This is a genomic window from Campylobacter sp. MIT 99-7217, assembly GCF_006864365.1.
Taxonomy (GTDB): domain Bacteria; phylum Campylobacterota; class Campylobacteria; order Campylobacterales; family Campylobacteraceae; genus Campylobacter_D.
In genome coordinates, this window is record NZ_QHLJ01000003.1 from 1 (window position 1) to 15698 (window position 15698).

Annotated in this window: 16 protein-coding genes and 1 tRNA gene; 7 read left to right on the forward strand and 10 right to left on the reverse strand. The window is 32.1% G+C overall.

What is annotated here, in order from left to right; genetic code table 11:
- Positions 1 to 389 precede the first annotated feature (389 nt).
- Genes DMB92_RS03030 through DMB92_RS03060 form a run of 7 tightly spaced genes read right to left on the reverse strand, consistent with a single transcriptional unit; the run spans position 390 to position 6630 of the window.
- The gene (locus tag DMB92_RS03030; RefSeq protein WP_142681590.1) at positions 390 to 659 is read right to left on the reverse strand and encodes a FlhB-like flagellar biosynthesis protein; all 270 of its coding nucleotides are present in this window, start codon (positions 657 to 659) and stop codon (positions 390 to 392) included.
- A 1-nt stretch (position 660) separates the two neighbouring features.
- Complete coding sequence (locus DMB92_RS03035; protein WP_142681591.1) at positions 661 to 3039, reverse strand: flagellar hook-length control protein FliK; 2379 nt, start codon at positions 3037 to 3039, stop codon at positions 661 to 663.
- The gene (locus DMB92_RS03040) at positions 3032 to 4222 is read right to left on the reverse strand and encodes an MFS transporter (RefSeq protein ID WP_142681592.1); all 1191 of its coding nucleotides are present in this window, start codon (positions 4220 to 4222) and stop codon (positions 3032 to 3034) included. The genes DMB92_RS03035 and DMB92_RS03040 overlap by 8 nt, the downstream gene beginning before the upstream one ends.
- A complete protein-coding gene (locus DMB92_RS03045) occupies positions 4219 to 4725 on the reverse strand; it encodes a hypothetical protein (RefSeq protein ID WP_142681593.1) in 507 nt (168 codons plus the stop codon). The genes DMB92_RS03040 and DMB92_RS03045 overlap by 4 nt, the downstream gene beginning before the upstream one ends.
- The gene (locus DMB92_RS03050) at positions 4725 to 5009 is read right to left on the reverse strand and encodes an AtpZ/AtpI family protein (protein WP_142681594.1); all 285 of its coding nucleotides are present in this window, start codon (positions 5007 to 5009) and stop codon (positions 4725 to 4727) included. Before DMB92_RS03050 ends, DMB92_RS03045 begins: the two co-directional genes overlap by 1 nt.
- Positions 5006 to 6286, reverse strand: coding sequence for a glutamate-1-semialdehyde 2,1-aminomutase (hemL, locus tag DMB92_RS03055; RefSeq protein ID WP_142681595.1), 1281 nt, complete (start codon positions 6284 to 6286; stop codon positions 5006 to 5008). Before hemL ends, DMB92_RS03050 begins: the two co-directional genes overlap by 4 nt.
- A gap of 2 nt (positions 6287 to 6288) precedes the next feature.
- Positions 6289 to 6630 (reverse strand): hypothetical protein, encoded by a 342-nt coding sequence (locus DMB92_RS03060; RefSeq protein WP_142681596.1) that lies wholly within the window; start codon positions 6628 to 6630, stop codon positions 6289 to 6291.
- A 78-nt stretch (positions 6631 to 6708) separates the two neighbouring features.
- Between DMB92_RS03060 and folD the strand changes: the two genes are divergently transcribed.
- Positions 6709 to 7566, forward strand: a complete 858-nt coding sequence (gene folD / locus DMB92_RS03065) for a bifunctional methylenetetrahydrofolate dehydrogenase/methenyltetrahydrofolate cyclohydrolase FolD (RefSeq protein ID WP_142681597.1) — start codon at positions 6709 to 6711, stop codon at positions 7564 to 7566.
- Positions 7567 to 7577: 11 nt separating this feature from the next.
- Positions 7578 to 8426 carry a signal peptidase I gene (gene lepB, locus DMB92_RS03070; protein ID WP_142681598.1) on the forward strand — a complete coding sequence of 283 codons (849 nt, stop codon included), beginning with the start codon at positions 7578 to 7580 and terminating at the stop codon, positions 8424 to 8426.
- 176 nt (positions 8427 to 8602) lie between these two features.
- Here the strand turns inward: lepB and DMB92_RS03075 are convergent.
- Positions 8603 to 8677: transfer RNA gene (locus DMB92_RS03075), tRNA-Gly, on the reverse strand.
- Positions 8678 to 8993: 316 nt separating this feature from the next.
- Here DMB92_RS03075 and DMB92_RS03080 point away from each other — a divergent pair.
- The 5 genes from DMB92_RS03080 (at position 8994) to DMB92_RS03100 (ending at position 13228) form a co-directional block, all read left to right on the forward strand.
- Positions 8994 to 9251 (forward strand): hypothetical protein, encoded by a 258-nt coding sequence (locus DMB92_RS03080; RefSeq protein ID WP_142681599.1) that lies wholly within the window; start codon positions 8994 to 8996, stop codon positions 9249 to 9251.
- Between the two features lie 230 nt (positions 9252 to 9481).
- Positions 9482 to 9994: a hypothetical protein gene (locus tag DMB92_RS03085; protein WP_142681600.1), complete on the forward strand. Its 513-nt coding sequence runs from the start codon at positions 9482 to 9484 to the stop codon at positions 9992 to 9994.
- 401 nt (positions 9995 to 10395) lie between these two features.
- Positions 10396 to 11358 (forward strand): pyruvate kinase, encoded by a 963-nt coding sequence (locus tag DMB92_RS03090; RefSeq protein ID WP_142681601.1) that lies wholly within the window; start codon positions 10396 to 10398, stop codon positions 11356 to 11358.
- Positions 11359 to 11442: 84 nt separating this feature from the next.
- Positions 11443 to 12702 carry a cation:proton antiporter gene (locus DMB92_RS03095; RefSeq protein WP_142681602.1) on the forward strand — a complete coding sequence of 420 codons (1260 nt, stop codon included), beginning with the start codon at positions 11443 to 11445 and terminating at the stop codon, positions 12700 to 12702.
- A 1-nt stretch (position 12703) separates the two neighbouring features.
- Positions 12704 to 13228, forward strand: a complete 525-nt coding sequence (locus DMB92_RS03100) for an adenylyl-sulfate kinase (protein ID WP_142681603.1) — start codon at positions 12704 to 12706, stop codon at positions 13226 to 13228.
- A gap of 32 nt (positions 13229 to 13260) precedes the next feature.
- On the opposite strand, the gene DMB92_RS03105 is transcribed toward DMB92_RS03100, so the two are convergent.
- Both DMB92_RS03105 and murA read right to left on the reverse strand, forming a co-directional pair.
- Positions 13261 to 14433 carry a molybdopterin molybdotransferase MoeA gene (locus tag DMB92_RS03105; protein WP_142681604.1) on the reverse strand — a complete coding sequence of 391 codons (1173 nt, stop codon included), beginning with the start codon at positions 14431 to 14433 and terminating at the stop codon, positions 13261 to 13263.
- Positions 14430 to 15689: a UDP-N-acetylglucosamine 1-carboxyvinyltransferase gene (gene murA, locus DMB92_RS03110; RefSeq protein WP_142681605.1), complete on the reverse strand. Its 1260-nt coding sequence runs from the start codon at positions 15687 to 15689 to the stop codon at positions 14430 to 14432. Before murA ends, DMB92_RS03105 begins: the two co-directional genes overlap by 4 nt.
- Positions 15690 to 15698 lie beyond the last annotated feature (9 nt).

Below are 15698 nucleotides of genomic sequence, written 5' to 3' on the forward strand. Positions count from 1 at the left end.
TATACAATGCTACAAATGTTTTTAAGAAATGATTAAAAACAAGTAGAAACGGACACAAAAAATTCCTTTGAAAAGGCTTTTTGGGGTTTTGGGAATTTAACTCTTAAATTTTAATACAAATTTAATATTTTTTATGAAAATTTTATACATACTTCTCTTAAAATACTACATATAGGTGTTTTTAAGTATTTGTAAAAATGTATTAATGATCAAATTATATGTATAAAAAAGTAACATTTTATCTTTAGGATAAAATTTTTAAGCTTTTTGATTTTACTAAATATAAGGGTTTTAATTATTAAGCATTAAATTTTTATGATAGTCCTATAAAAAACAAAAAAACTCGTGAATTTAATTATATGAGAGACAAGATCTTAGTGTAATCTAAGCTATTTTTTATTTGCCATTTGATAGATAAAAGCAAAAACTTCAGCCACAGCCTTATACATATTTGGCGGGATTTCATCTCCAAGATCAAGCTTACTTAGGATTTCTACTAGATCTTCATCTTCTTTGATCGGCACGCCATGTTCTTTAGCTAAGCAAATAAGCTTTGAAGCTTGCTCACCCTTACCTGTGGCAAGGACTTTTGGAGCATTTGCTAGTTCTTTGTTGTATCCTAATGCAACTGCTTTTCTTATGGATTTTGTCTTAGCCATTTTAAGCCTTTTTATCTATACCCATTTCAAAATCATAACTTCTGCCAGAGCTTGTATTGTCAAATTGAGATCTTATGATATCGCCCACGAAAAAATTTGAGTTTAAAAGTCCTACTTTATTGATATTTCTTTTCAGCTCATGTGCATTTTCATAAATCCTTTTTCTAAATTCTTTGTTTTCAGCCATGATATTGATATCTAAATATTTATCATTATTTAGGGCAAGAAGGACATCAAGTTCGCCAAGACTTGCAAAATTTAGCTTGATCCTAGCAAAATACTTATCCTTTTTGCCTCTTCTAAATATAATTTTTGATTCATTTAAATCTTCCCATTCAAGAGGTAAGGAGGTGTTAATAGAATCATTTGCTAGGGACATGAGTTGATTAAGCTCTATTTGGGTAAGCAGGCGATTTGCCGTTGTCGCAACGCTTTCATTGCCACTTTCTTTGGCTAAATTTGAAATTTGCAAAAGCGTTGATTTGATATCATTTTTTATCTCTTTGGCAATTTGCGCCTCATCTTTGGGTGTGATTTGGGCAAGATCTTTTATAGCGTTTTCAAGTCTGTGATTTAAATTTTTTATATCAGCAAGATTTGTTTTAGCGGTATTTGCATTAGCATCAAGTTGCTTTAAGCCTTGATTTATCTTTCTGCTAAGTTCATTAATAGCCTTGTTTAAATTTTCTAAATCCTGCATTTGTAACTTTTCGGTGCTAAAGATGAGATTTTTAACCAAATTTTGTGAGTTTTGAGGTGTTTTTATCTCTCCTAAATTTGTATTAACATTGTTTGCAGGTCTTTCTTGAGCTGTATTTTTAACTTCATTTGAAGTTTCTTGAACGCTCTTTTTTTGAGCGTTATTTGCTATATCTTCCTTGATATTTTCTTTTAAAGGCTCTTTAGTTTGAGTGGTATTTGTTTTAGAAGAATTTTCCTTTATAGTCTCTTCTTTTAAGCTCTTATTTTGATCTTTGCCTTGCTCAAGCTTTTCTTCTTGCACATGATTTTCTTCTTGTAAAGGTGTATTTTCAATGCTTTCTTGCTCTTGGTTTGTTGCTGGTGCTTTTAGCTCTTCTTTTAACTCTGTTTGTTTTGGGGTAGAATTTGCTTTAGTATCTTCTTTGGGATTTTTAAGCACTTCTTTAGAGTTTAGCTCTTCTTTGGTGTTTATGTGTTCATCTTTTATGTCTTGGTTTTTAAGTTCTTGTTGTGTATTTGACTCTTGTTTTAAGCTTTCATTTTTTGGATTTTCTGATTTTAGATTTTCTAAAGTTTTTTTGTTTTCTTCGCCTTTGATTTGTGGTTTTTTTTCATCTTTTGTATTGATTTGATCTTTTTTATCTGGGATTTGATTTTGATCTTTTATGTGTCCTTTTTCTGTTTGCTTTGGCTCTTCTTTACTTATGACATTTTTATTTGTCTCAAAGGAGGTGGGTTTGTGTTCGAGTATATTTTTAAGCGTTGATTTTAGTTTATCAAAACTTTGCCTTAAGTCTTTTAAAATTTTAGTATCCTTAAGCATTAAATTTTCAGGCTTACTTAGTTCTTGCTTAAAGCCTTGTTCGAGTTTATTAAGACTATCAAGAATTTTATCAGCTATCTTTGCTATCTTTTCTTGGGCTATGCTGGGATTTTTACTAATGTATTTTTTGAAATTTTCAAGCTTAGCACTTAGATCAAGCAAGGTTTTAAAGCCACTATCTTTAAGAAGAGTAGAATTTTCTTTTTGTTGAGTGTTTAATATATTTTTAAGTTCGTTTAAACTTGCCTTTGGATCAAGTTCTTTATTTGCTAGAGCGATGATTTCATTAGTGATTTTAGGCGAACTAATGGTTTTTATAGTGTTTAAAAGCATATGAAAGCTTTTGGGTAAATTTTCTGGATTTAAAGCATTTTTAAGCTTAGATTCAAAAAATACACCGGAGTTTTTGAGCAAGGGGGTAAGATCGGCACTATTTTTCATAGCACTTGCAGGCTTTAAAATTTGCTCTAGTTTGCTTAAAACTTCGGAAAAAATGCTATCTTTACTCATTTCTTTGCTTAAAAATTTAAGCTCATGACCAAAATTTAAAGCAAAATTGAGCTTATCGCCTTGTTTGAGGATATTTGGGTTGGGATTATTTTTGCTTGTGATTTGATCAAGAAGCTTATTAACAAGTTGTTTGAGCTGTAAATTAAGCTTCGTATCATCAAAACTTAAGGCTTGGGGAAGTTCTTTTGTTTGAGAAAGCCCAAGATTGTTTTTAAGACTTTGAGTAAGTTCTTTTGTCTCTTTTAAACTTGTTTTAGTATCTTTTTGATTTTCTTTATTATCAAGTTTTAGATCTGCTTTGTTTAAATTTGAGCTTGCGTTATTGCTAATTTGAGTGTTAATCATCTACCGCCACCAAATTGCGTAAATTTTCTTTAAATCTTCGTTTTTTAAAGACATTTGGCTTATTTATAGCAAATAAAATTAAAAAAGTAAGACAAATAGCATAAAATAAAGCAAAACCCATAGCCCCTAAATTTTGCATAAGTAATCCTAAAAGTATAGGCGAAAATAAAGAGCCTAAAGAATAACAAAAAAGCACTCCTCTGCCAAGCTCTACGATCTTACTTTTATCTTCAAGCATATCATTTGCTCTGGCTAAGGATAGAGCATAAAGACAAAAAATTCCCATACCCAAAAGCACAGCCAAAGCGTATTGCACATATAAATTTACCTCAAAACATAAAAAGATAATCATCACAAAAAGTGCCGTCAAAGAAGCAAAGATAATGGCAAATTTACGCCCGATTTTATCGGAAATAACCCCCATAATGCCTTGTCCTAAAAATCCTCCAAAAAGAGCAAAAAACATAAAATAAGAAGCTGCTTTTTCATCATATCCTTGAAGCAAGATATACAAAGCTCCCATTGAAAAAAAGCCATTCATGAGCATTCCGCCTATGAAGCTTGTAAGCGTTGCAAGAGGGGCTATATCAAAAATTTTAGGTAGGGATATGGGCTGAATTTGAGGCAAAACCGGTCTTTTGATACGGATAAATTTCAAAGGCAAGGAAGAAAAAAATATCAAACTCGCAGCAATGATAAAAATCATGATATTGTCAAGTTTCAGAGCAATGATTAAAATTCCAAGTCCAAAGGAGATATTAAAAACGATCTCATAAAAGCTAAGCACTCTTGAGCGGATTTCATTTTTTGCCTTTTCATTGAGCCAAGATTCTATAACTAAAAGCAAAGAATAATAACAAAAACCAAGTATAAACCGAAGCAAAGACCAAAAATAAAGATTGTTATTAACTATATGCAAGATAATGCAAGTTCCAAAAAGAGCGGAGAAAAATCCAAAAGCCTTGATATGTCCTAGCTTGGCTATGATTTTTTGCGCACTTAAGGTGCTTATAAGTCCTCCTAGAAAAAAACAAGCATTGATAAGCCCTATAGTGCTTTCACTAGCTTGCATATCTTTTAAAATAATGCTGATAGAACTTACCACAAGGGCATTTCCAGCAAACAAAAAAGACATACCTACAAATAAGGCGGTTAGCGATCTTAGCGTTCTTTTTATATTCATTTTTTATATAAGCCTAAAACAAAAACCGATAATGCAAAAAGCAAAACTGCAAACGGCACTCCAAAAATCCCCACTATAAAAGCAAAGATAACCAAAAGCTCTTGTTTTTGTAAAAACAAAAAACCCAAGACAAAAAATACATAAGCAAGCATTTTAAAAAAACTAAAAAATAAAACGAAATTTCTAAAATTAAGCTTTTTCTTAGTCTCAAAATCGTCATTTATATCGCTAAATTTAAGATTTTTTGGAAAATTTAATACTTTTTTTTGGAAAATAGCTAAAGGCTTTTTGATGATTACGACTTGCTTAGCTAAAAGAGTGATTTTTTTATGATAAGATAAAAAAGAAAGCAAAATGATGATAAAAACACCTAAAAATGCAAATTCAAAGCTTAAAAATACACTAAGACTAAAACCCCTCATATAAAAAGCAAAATACAAAAATAAGAAATTGATCACAAATAAAATGATAAAAAAAGCCTTTTTATGTTCTAAACTTAGCATCACTCATCATCGTCATCTTGAAATTTAGGATTTTTATAGCGGATATCATCTTTGTATTCTTCATAGGCTTTAAGTTGGGATTTGTAAGCTTTGTAGATATTTAAAATAGCTGCAGCTACGCCTATAAAAACCCCTACCCAAAACAAAAAGCCAAATCCTGTGTATTTTTTAAGCAAGTAGCCTATACCTACACCTATAAGTACGGCTACTACTATGGAAATTCCAAGACTTAAACTATCAGCAGCTTCTACGCCACTTTTAATGATCTTTTGTCTTTTGTTCATAGCTTCTTAAAGCTTTCATCAGCGATATTAACAACCTTATGAATAAGCTTTTCATTCATCTTATCGCAAATAAAACCTGTTTCAAACTGAGAACAAGCAAGATATACGCCTTTTTTAAGCATGTTTTGATGAAAGCGGGCAAAAAGCTTAAGATCACTTTTGCTTGCATCTTTGTAGTTTAAAACCTCGTGTTCATTAAAAAAGTATCCAAACATAGAGCCTATATGATTTGCTTGCAAAGGTATATTGTGAGCTTTTGCCACTTCTTTAAGACCCGAGGTTAAAAGTAGGGCGAGTTTATCTAGTCTTTTGTAAAGATCTTTATCTTTTTTCGCCTTTTTAATGCTTGCTATACCAGCAGCCATTGCTAAAGGATTTCCACTTAGTGTTCCTGCTTGATAAACGCCACCCAAAGGGCTTAACATATCCATGATTTCAGCTCTTGAGGCAAATGCAGCAGCAGGCATACCTCCACCTATAACCTTGCCAAAGGTTATGATATCAGCTTTTATGTGGTTGATCTCAAAAGATCCTTTTAAAGAAGCCCTAAAACCACTCATCACTTCATCAAAGATAAGCAAAGTGCCATTTTGTTTGCAAAGTTTTGCAAGCTCATCTAAAAATTCTTGTTTTGCTGGAACAAAACCCATGTTTCCAGCTATTGGCTCTATGATAACGCAGGCTATGCTTTCTTTATGGGCATTGAAAAGTTCTTTTACGCTCGAGATATTGTTGTATTCTGCAACTAGGGTATTTTTAGCAACCTCACTTAATACTCCAAGAGAGCTAGGGGAATTAAAAGTTGCTGCACCACTTCCAGCACTTACAAGCAAAGAATCACTATGTCCATGATAGCAACCCTCAAATTTAAGAATTTTATCCCTAGCCGTAAAACCACGAGCTAAACGAATTGCACTCATAGTAGCTTCTGTCCCACTACTTACAAAACGAATTTTATCAAGATGAGGAAACAAAGATAAGATAAGTTTTGCAAGCTCACTTTCTGCTAGAGTTGGAGCTCCAAAGCTTGCTCCTTTTTTTAGGGCTGTTTTGCAAGCTTTTTGTATATCCTCATCACAATGTCCAAAAAGCAAAGGACCCCAGCTTTGAACAAAATCGATATATTCATTATCTTCTATATCTTTGATCAAATAGCCTGAGCCACTTTGTATAAAAGGGGGATTTCCACCCACTGCATTAAAAGCACGAACAGGAGAATCAACTCCGCCTGCTATGATCTTAAAAGCTTCTTTAAAAGCTTCTTTATTTGTTTTCATTTTTACTCCTTGTTTATCTCTTTTATGTAATTATAAAGGGCAATGATTTCATTTGTAGTTAAAGAATAAGTAGGCATGATACTTTTGCTATCTTTTACCTCTTTTAAGGAAGCTTCAAATTCTTTAAAGCTGAGTTTTCTTATATCAGGCACCACAAAAGGCACTTGCTTATCTTTTTGGGTATAATATCCTAAAATTTGTTCTTTTCCATTATCTCCATGACATTCTTTACAGCTTATACCCCTTGGATTTTCATAAAGCATTTTTGCGTATTCTTTTAAGGTAATAAAATCATCACCAAAAGCTAAGCTAAAACTTAAAAAAAATAAAAATCTTAATTTCAAATCCCACCTTTAATAAAAAAGAAGTTTTATTATGATACAATTTTTATTTTAAAATGGCATTAAATGATAAGGAAATTTATGAAGTTATTAGATGGAAAGGAAGTAGGTTCTGCTCTTAAAACTAAACTTCAAGAACAAAATAAAGAACTGAAAAAAAATGGCATTGAAGCTTGCTTGGCTGTGATTTTAGTAGGAGAAGATCCTGCAAGCGAAATTTATGTAAATAACAAAACCAAAGCTTGCGAAGAAATAGGGATCAAATCAATTCTTTATAAGCTTGATAAAAATACCACACAAAATGAGCTTTTAGCTCTGATCAACACGCTTAACTATGATGATAGTGTAGATGGTATCTTAGTTCAACTTCCCTTGCCCAAACATATCAACAAAGACATTATTCTTCAAAGCATTGATAGCAACAAAGATATTGACGGCTTTCACCCCTTTAATGTAGGGTGTTTAAATTTAAATATCCAAGGTGCTTTTTTACCTTGCACTCCAGCAGGGATCATTCATCTTTTAAAAAGCTATGATATAAAGCTAAGTGGCTTAGATGCTGTCGTAATCGGTGCTTCAAATATAGTCGGTCGTCCTATGGCTACCTTACTTTTAAATGAGGGTGCAAGTGTAAGTATTTGCCATATCCGCACGAAAGATTTGAGTCTTTATACAAAAAATGCTGATTTGATCATCGTTGCTGCAGGTTGTGTAAATTTACTTAAAGAAGATATGGTCAAAGAAGGTGTTATCGTTGTTGATGTTGGGATAAACCGCTTAGATAATGGCAAAATCACAGGCGATGTGGATTTTGAAAATGTAAGCAAAAAGGCAAGTTTTATTAGCCCTGTTCCGGGCGGAGTTGGTCCTATGACCATAGCCATGCTTTTAAGTAATACCATAAAATCAGCACGAAATAGACTAAAAACAGACTTTTAAAAAGGGAAAATATGCAAATTTTTAAAAAACTTCATCATTTTTCGCAGGGTTGGACAGGAACTATTATCATCGTTTTGCTTGTGATTTTTTTCTTTGTTCAAGGCTTTGTTATACCATCAGGTTCTATGAAAAATACTCTTTTGGTGGGAGATTTTTTATTTGTAAAAAAATTTAGTTATGGAATTCCAACCCCTCATATCCCTTGGATTGAAATGCCCGTTTTGCCGGATTTTGATGAAGATGGACACCTTATCAAAGGACAAGGACCACAACGAGGGGATATAGTCGTTTTTAGAAATCCTTTAAACCCTTCTATTCATTTTGTTAAACGATGTGTGGCTAAGGCAGGAGATGAGGTTATTGTTATCAATAAAAACTTATTTGTGCGTATGGCTGAGGGCGATGAGTATATGAAAGAGCATTTTAAAGAAAAGCTTGTTTATATCGACAATGAAATTTATGTCAAAGAGCCTTTTGAGCAAAAGGGTATTCATTTTGATGAAAGAGTAGATACTGAGCAAACCTATCTTCATTATCTTCAAATAGGACAATTTGCCATGCAACCAAGATATATAGAGGGTTTAGGTGGTTTGAGTGCTAGCGGAGGAAATGCTTATTATTACAAAGTGCCTGAAGATGAGTATTTTATGATGGGTGACAATAGAGATCATTCAAATGATAGTAGATTTTGGGGTTCTGTGCCTTATAAACTCATAGTTGGTTCTCCTTGGTTTGTGTATTTTTCTTGGGACGAAAATCAAAATATACGCTGGGAGAGAATAGGGCGACTTGTTAATACCTTACAAAATGATGAAAATTACATACATCATATAGAAAGTGATATAGAAGCTTTAGAATAAATTTAAGCTTTAAATTTAGGCTTAGCTTTTAAATTTATTTTTTAAAAATTTATGCCTTGTTAGTATTATTTTAAGGGTAGGTTTAAAAATTTATCATTACGCTTGGTATCCTAAAAAATTAAATTAAAGCATGTTAGGGTCTTAGGTTGATAAAAATCGTGATCAAAAAAGCAAAATGGAGCGGGAAACGAGATTCGAACTCGCGACCCCAACCTTGGCAAGGTTGTGCTCTACCCCTGAGCTATTCCCGCAGTTAAGAAGCAAAATTATATACAAAACAAAGATTTTTGTCAAGCAATAAACTATCGTTAATTCAAAAATCCACTATCCAAACCACAAAACAAATCATCTATCATACAGACAAGGTTATTTATTATTTTTTCTTTAAGAATAAAATTTTCCAAAAATTTTTCACTTAAAGTTAATTTTTTAAAAAAAATCTAAATTCCAAATTTGTTTTTTTTGATATAATAAACTTTTTTTATAAGTAAGCATATGAAGCAAATCATAAAAATATAATGATAACTCATACAAAGCTTTTTAAATTTTTCAAAGAGGAACTATGAAATGTCTTTAGAAAATTCTCACTCAGCTGTATCTAGGATCAAAAACCATCTAGCTTATAAACTAGGCCCTATACTTATAAAAACTGATAAAGAGGCTAGGGGGGGGGGGATTGCGTATTTAATCCTTCCTCTAAAACTATTTTTAGCTAAACAAACTCATAAAAAAGAACTAAAACTTTATCAAAAAATTGTTTCAGTATTTCCCTCATTAAAATATCCTGATTTAAAAACTTGTTATGATTATAATGAAGCCAAATAGTTAAATTTCATCTTTCTTATTTGCTTGGACTTAGTCTAATAAAAGCTGATAAAACTTGGTATAAAGGTGGATATTTAAAATTCTTTAAGGAGGTTAAATATATAAAAGAATTTCATAAATCAATTTTAAATTCGAAGGATTTTTTCAAAAAATTAAATATAGATCTAAGTTTTTTGATTGATTTTTTAGATATTAGTAAAACTAGGGAATTAAAACAAAGATTTTTATACTTGGAAGACACTTTAAAATTAATCCAAGCTTATGTTTATAGAGGTGGCGAAATTCCTTTATCGGTTCAAGCTTATATCTTTAAAAATTTAAGCCTAATTTATACTTGGCTAAGTTCTAAGAAATTTAAAGAAAAATATCTTGATACAAAACACCCTTATCCTCCTTTGTTTGATCCAGATATCTTAAATGAAGAGTTTGAAAGTAAAGACTTAAAAAATGTAAATTTAGAGGAGAATTCAAATGAAAATAAAAATTTAAGCTTAGGTTCAAATTTAAACGAAAACATAAATGAGAACTCAATTTCAGATCTTTACAAAAAACAAGGCTTATCATACAAAAACATACCAGCTGAAATAGCATGGGATATGAATTTGCCTTTGCCTAAAAGCTTGGTTTATAAAAGAATGCTCCTAGGCTCTAGTGCACTCGTTGCCTTTCCTATGTTTATGAAAGAATGTGATATTGAAGAATGTTGTGCCAGAGATTTAAACTCTTATCTTAAATTTTTATAAGCTTTATTTAGAAGATGATAGTAAAAAAATAGCCCTAATTGGTCATTCGCGGAGAGATAAACATCAATGGCTTAAATTTGCTTGTCTTTTGCAGAAAAAAATTCCTTTCATATTTGTATCAAGGGATCCTATAGAAAAGCTTCAACATGCCTTAAACCATCCTTCATGTATTCATAGGCCCCCTAATATGAAGAAATTTAATCTTCATGCTAAAATGGAAAATTTGGTCCCAAAAATAGATTTTCACTATAGCGATAACAAAGAAAAACCCGAGATAAGCTATATTTACAAAGATAACCATATTCATTCGGAAATGAATGGTCTTATAGTATATGTTGATACTATGAAAGAATTTATAAGCGAAATAATTTGCAAAGAAAACATTTTTATAAAGGAATAATATGCAAAAATACATTTTAACAACAGGACCTAGCTTAGGTAATAAAATAAAAATAAATGAAATTCATAAAGATAATTTTATATATCGTATAAACGGCGCACACGGCGATTTAAAAGAAATTGAAGCAAATATCAAAAATCTTAAAAGTCAAAATGAAAATATTGATATTTTGCTTGACTTGCCCGGCAATAAAATCCGCACAGCAAATTTAAAAGCACCTATAAAAGTGCAAAAGGATAAAGAATTTTGCTTGAAACATGATGAGTTTAATTATGTGGATTTTTATAAGCTTGTAAAGCCAAATATGCAAGTTTTTGCAAATGATAGAACTTTTTTATTTATAGTTAAAGTTGTTCTTGATGATAGTATAGTTTTTACTTCAAAAAGCGATGGAGTGCTCTTAAATAACAAAGGCATGCACATAAGAAGTGTGAGTGAAAATCTTCCTTTTTTATTTGATAAAGATAAGGCTTTGATTAATCTTGCTAATGAATATGATTTAAGCTTTGTGGGAGCTTCTTTTGTAAGAAGGGCTAATGATATAATGGAATTAAAAAAGCTTTTAAATCCTAAGATAAAGATTATTTCAAAGATTGAAACACTTAGTGCGGTAGAAAATTTAAAATCCATTTTTGATTTGGTTGAATTTATACTTATCGATAGAGGTGATTTAAGCACAGAAATAGGCATAGAAAAGATACCAAGATTTCAAGATTATATTATCAAAATGGCAAATCATAGTGGTAAAAAGACTTTTCTAGCAACACAGGTGTTAAAAAATATGGAAGAAAAGCCAATCCCAACAATAGCTGAAATAGATGATTTATATCGTATATCAAAAAGTGGCGTATATGGAATTCAACTAAGCGAAGAAAGTGCTGTGGGAAAATATGTAAAAGAATGTGTGGAAATATTAAACAAAATAAAAGAAGAAATAGAAAATGAAAAAATTTATCTTGAGTGATAAAAGTATATCTAGCAATAGTATTACCAAATAATTTTAAATAAGAAAATGAATTAAATCTAAATTTTTAAAAAGGAATAAAATATGAAATTACAAACCTTAAGCCCAGACCATTTAACAAGCCTTTTTCTAGCATTAGCTATATTACTTTTATCAGCCTTTGTGTTTGGCAAGATTTTTGAAGCTTTAAAAACTCCAAAAGTTATAGGTGAAATTTTAGGTGGCTTTGTGCTTGGTTCTAGCGGATTTTATTTTATCGCTCCTGATTTTATAGGTAGTATTTTTAATGCTTTTAATGAAGAGAGTAAAATTTTAAATGTATTTTATCAATTAGGACTTATTTTTCTTATGTTTATGGCAGGTTTTAATACACAAATTAGCTTTGCGAAGCAAAATTTAAAGATTATTACAGCCTTATTTGTCGGTGCTACTTTTATCCCGGCTTTTTTAGGTTTTTTCTTTATAGATTATTTTCATGATATTTATATAGGACAAAAGGGCAATTATCTATCATTTTCTTTGGTATTTTTAATAGCCATAGCCGTAACTTCCATACCTGTGATTTCAAAAATATTTTTTGATATAGGAGTTATCAAAACTCGATTTGCAAGTGTGGTTTTAACCACTTCTACTATACAAGATTTATTTTTATGGATACTTTTAAATGTCGCTATAAATGCCACCACAAGCACAAGTATCAGCTTGTATGACAATCTCTTAACAGCCTTTATTACTATCGTATTATTTATTTGCGTAAAGCTTTTTGCAAATTTAGTAAACAAAATCCGCTTTAATCTTAACTCTATTGATTTTTTAACACTTGCTTTTGTATTGTTATTTTTAGCTATAGCTTTTTTAAACACACTGCATATAAATCCTATGTATTCAGCATTTTTGATAGGATTTTTAATCAAAAACATTCTGACAAATTACGAGAGCTTAAAAGAAAAAGTTTCTGCTGTGAATGAATTTTCATTTTCATATTTTATACCGATATATTTTGCTCTAATTGGCATTCAGCTTGACATTATACATGAGTTTTCTTTTGTGCCTTTTGTGTGTTTTTGTGTATTAGCTTGTGTGTTTGAGTTTTTTGGTGCTTTTAGTGCCTTACTTTGCCTTAAAATGTCAAATTTAGCTAGAATTAATTTTGCTATCACTATGAATGCTAGAGGAGGTCCTGGCATAGTCTTAGCAAGCGTGGCTTTTTATTATCAAATCATAAATGTAAATTTCTTTACCACCCTAATCCTTACCACGCTATTATCATCGATGCTAGCAGGATATTGGCTAAGATTTGTTAAAAACAAAAATAATAAGTCATTTGAAAATTTTGAGGATTAAAATGCGTTATAAAAATGGTAGTGTGATTTGGCTAACAGGGCTTGCAGGAAGTGGTAAAAGCTTTTTGGCTGAAAAAATTTGCGAAAAATTAAGGGCTGAGTTTGAAAATGTGATTTATTTAGACGGAGATGAGTTAAGAGAGCTTTTAGGGCATTTTGAATACGATAAAAAAGGACGCTTGGAAATTTCTTACAAAAGAGCTAAATTTGCCAAATTTTTAAGTGATCAAGGTATGATAGTCATCGTAAGTGCCATTTCTATGTTTGATGAAATTTATAGTTTTAATAGAAAAAATCTTAAAAATTATTTTGAAATTTATGTAAAATGTGATTTTGATGAGCTTATCAAAAGAGATAAAAAAGGGCTTTACTCAGCAGCCTTAAAGGGTGAAATAAAAAATGTCGTTGGAGTGGATATAAAATTTGATGAGCCAAAAGCTCATTTTGTGCTTGATAACACAAATTTCAAGCAATACGAGCTTAAACTAGAAGAAGCCTTAAAGGCATGGAAAAATCATTTAAAATAAAGCAAGATTTTTTAAATTTGCGTTTTTAAAAATCAAGCATTGAGATAAAAAATACTGATCTCATCGCCAGCCTTATACTCGTTTATTTCTTTATCGCTGATGAACAAAAAAGCACTTTGAGCAAGCGGAGTGAGCATGGCTGAGCTGTATTTGCCCTCGTTAAAGGGGATAAAAAAATTATCTTGCAAATTCCCTAAAATGAGGTTATTTCTTCCACTTTTTAGCTTCAAATCATCTTTTAATATAGCCTTAAATTTAAGCCCTTCGCTAAAATTTCCACGAAGCAAATTTAAAAGCTTTCTTGCAAAAATAAAGCAGGACAAAAAAGCAGACATAGGATTTCCAGGACACAAAAGCACGAGTTTTTCACCCTTTTTATAAAGCTTGGTTGGCTTTACAAATTTAGCCTTAACACCCCTAAAAACAGCCCCAAAACCAAGCTCAAGCAAAGCTTTTTCCATAAAATCAGCCTCGCCAACGCTAGCACCACCGCTACTTATCAAAAGATTAAATTGATTATCTTCAAAGCCTTGCTTTACAAGCTCAAACTCATCTTTTATGATACCAAGATAAGAGACATTTTCGCTAGAAAGTAGGGCGTTTAAAGCCTGAGCGTTAGCATTATAAATGCTAAACTCATCAGCGTGTTGCCAAGGCTCATAAAGTTCATTGCCACTTGAAAAAATGCCTATATTTAGCCTTTTAGCAAGCTTTATTTTATAAATTCCTTGGGAGGCTAAAAGGGCTATTTTGGCAGGATTTAAGCATTCTGCTTTTTTGAAAAGAATTTCTCCTTCTTTAAATTCTTCCCCTCTTAAACGAATAGCATTAAACTGCTTTATATCAGCATTTATAAGCAGTTTTTCATCTTGGAATTTCTCATCTTCTAAGGGTAAAATTGTATCTGCATTTTTTGGTATCATCGCCCCTGTCATGATCTTAAAAGCCTCGTTTTTACCAAGGGTAAGGCTTCTTTTATCGCCGGCAAATATCGTTTCTTTCACGCTTAAAGCCTCATTTTTATCAGCATAGCTAAAAGCATAGCCATCAAGTGCTGAGTTATCAAAGCTTGGAGACGCCCTTAAAGCCCTTATATCTTCAGCCAAAATGCGTTTATTGGCATTTTCAAGGCTTACCAGCTCATAGCCTTTGAGTGGATCAATTTTCGTTTCAAGTTCTTTTAGTGTTTCAAAAATATCTTTCATTCTTCTTTAAGCCTTTTTATATCAGCACCCAAGCCCTTAAATTTACTTTCTAAATTCTCATAACCTCTATCCAGATGATAAATTCTATGCACATTGCTTTCGCCCTTTGCAGCCAAGGCAGCCAAAACAAGAGCAGAGCTAGCCCTCAAATCAGTAGCCATCACATCAGCACCGTTTAATTCGCTTCCTCCAACGATAGTGGCGATATGCCCATTTAGCCTAATATCAGCTCCCATTCTCAAAAGCTCGCTTACATGCATAAAGCGGTTTTCAAAAAGCCTTTCATCAATAATACTCGTGCCATTTGCTTTAAGAGCTAAAGCCATGAACTGTGCTTGCATATCGGTTGGAAAGCCAGGATACTCGCTTGTTAAAATCTCCACAGGTTTGATCTCTTTTGCAGGCAAAATCGTAAGCGTATCTTCTTTGCTTTCAAAACCAAAGCCCATTTGCTCAAGCTTTGATAAAACAGCACTTAGATGAGAAGGATTAACCTTTTTAAGCGTGATTTTAGAATTTGTGATTGCTCCAGCACAAAGATAAGTTCCAGCTTCGATCCTATCAGGGATCACGCTAAATTCTTTGAAATTTAAAAGCTCTGAATCTGTGCCATAAATTTCAAGCTCAGAGCTTCCAATGCCACTGATCTCAAGCCCAGCTTCTTTCAAAACCTCACAAAGTTGCACCACTTCAGGCTCTTTAGCGACATTTAAAAGCCTTGTTTTCCCTTTGGCTAGGGCTGCTGCCATGATGATATTTTCACTACCAGTAACCGTGATCTTGTCAAAAAGCACATCAGTGCCTTTGAGCCTGCCACTAGCTACGACATAGCCTTGTTTTATCTCTATCTTTGCACCCATTTTTTCAAGGGCTAAAAGGTGCAAATCAATAGGTCTTTGTCCTATGGCACAGCCTCCCGGAAGGCTTACTTCACACGAGCCAAAACGCGAAAGTAAAGGACCTAAAACAAGTATAGAAGCACGCATTTTACGCACTATGTCATAAACAGCCTTGGTTTTACTTAAATTTCTTGTATCAATGCGTGCAAAATTATCCTTAAATTCATAGTTTGCACCCAAATTTTCAAGCAAAACAAAAAGCGTTTTAATGTCGGCAACATTTGGGATATTTGAAATTTGCACCTCATTTTTAGCCAAAATACTAGAAACGATCAAAGGCAAAGCCGCATTTTTAGCCCCGCTAATGCTTACTTGCCCATTTAACTTGCAAGCTCCTGCAATCTTTAAATAAGTCATAATTTTCCT

What these genes read in the sequence shown, in the direction of transcription:
- murA (WP_142681605.1), bottom strand. Translation starts at nt 15,689, where the DNA reads ATGACTTATTTAAAGATTGCAGGAGCTTGCAAGTTAAATGGGCAAGTA.
- DMB92_RS03090 (WP_142681601.1), top strand. Translation starts at nt 10,396, where the DNA reads ATGCAAAAATACATTTTAACAACAGGACCTAGCTTAGGTAATAAAATA.
- lepB (WP_142681598.1), top strand. Translation starts at nt 7,578, where the DNA reads ATGCAAATTTTTAAAAAACTTCATCATTTTTCGCAGGGTTGGACAGGA.
- DMB92_RS03105 (WP_142681604.1), bottom strand. Translation starts at nt 14,433, where the DNA reads ATGAAAGATATTTTTGAAACACTAAAAGAACTTGAAACGAAAATTGAT.
- DMB92_RS03040 (WP_142681592.1), bottom strand. Translation starts at nt 4,222, where the DNA reads ATGAATATAAAAAGAACGCTAAGATCGCTAACCGCCTTATTTGTAGGT.
- folD (WP_142681597.1), top strand. Translation starts at nt 6,709, where the DNA reads ATGAAGTTATTAGATGGAAAGGAAGTAGGTTCTGCTCTTAAAACTAAA.
- DMB92_RS03045 (WP_142681593.1), bottom strand. Translation starts at nt 4,725, where the DNA reads ATGCTAAGTTTAGAACATAAAAAGGCTTTTTTTATCATTTTATTTGTG.
- DMB92_RS03100 (WP_142681603.1), top strand. Translation starts at nt 12,704, where the DNA reads ATGCGTTATAAAAATGGTAGTGTGATTTGGCTAACAGGGCTTGCAGGA.
- DMB92_RS03030 (WP_142681590.1), bottom strand. Translation starts at nt 659, where the DNA reads ATGGCTAAGACAAAATCCATAAGAAAAGCAGTTGCATTAGGATACAAC.
- DMB92_RS03095 (WP_142681602.1), top strand. Translation starts at nt 11,443, where the DNA reads ATGAAATTACAAACCTTAAGCCCAGACCATTTAACAAGCCTTTTTCTA.
- DMB92_RS03035 (WP_142681591.1), bottom strand. Translation starts at nt 3,039, where the DNA reads ATGATTAACACTCAAATTAGCAATAACGCAAGCTCAAATTTAAACAAA.
- DMB92_RS03080 (WP_142681599.1), top strand. Translation starts at nt 8,994, where the DNA reads ATGTCTTTAGAAAATTCTCACTCAGCTGTATCTAGGATCAAAAACCAT.
- hemL (WP_142681595.1), bottom strand. Translation starts at nt 6,286, where the DNA reads ATGAAAACAAATAAAGAAGCTTTTAAAGAAGCTTTTAAGATCATAGCA.
- DMB92_RS03050 (WP_142681594.1), bottom strand. Translation starts at nt 5,009, where the DNA reads ATGAACAAAAGACAAAAGATCATTAAAAGTGGCGTAGAAGCTGCTGAT.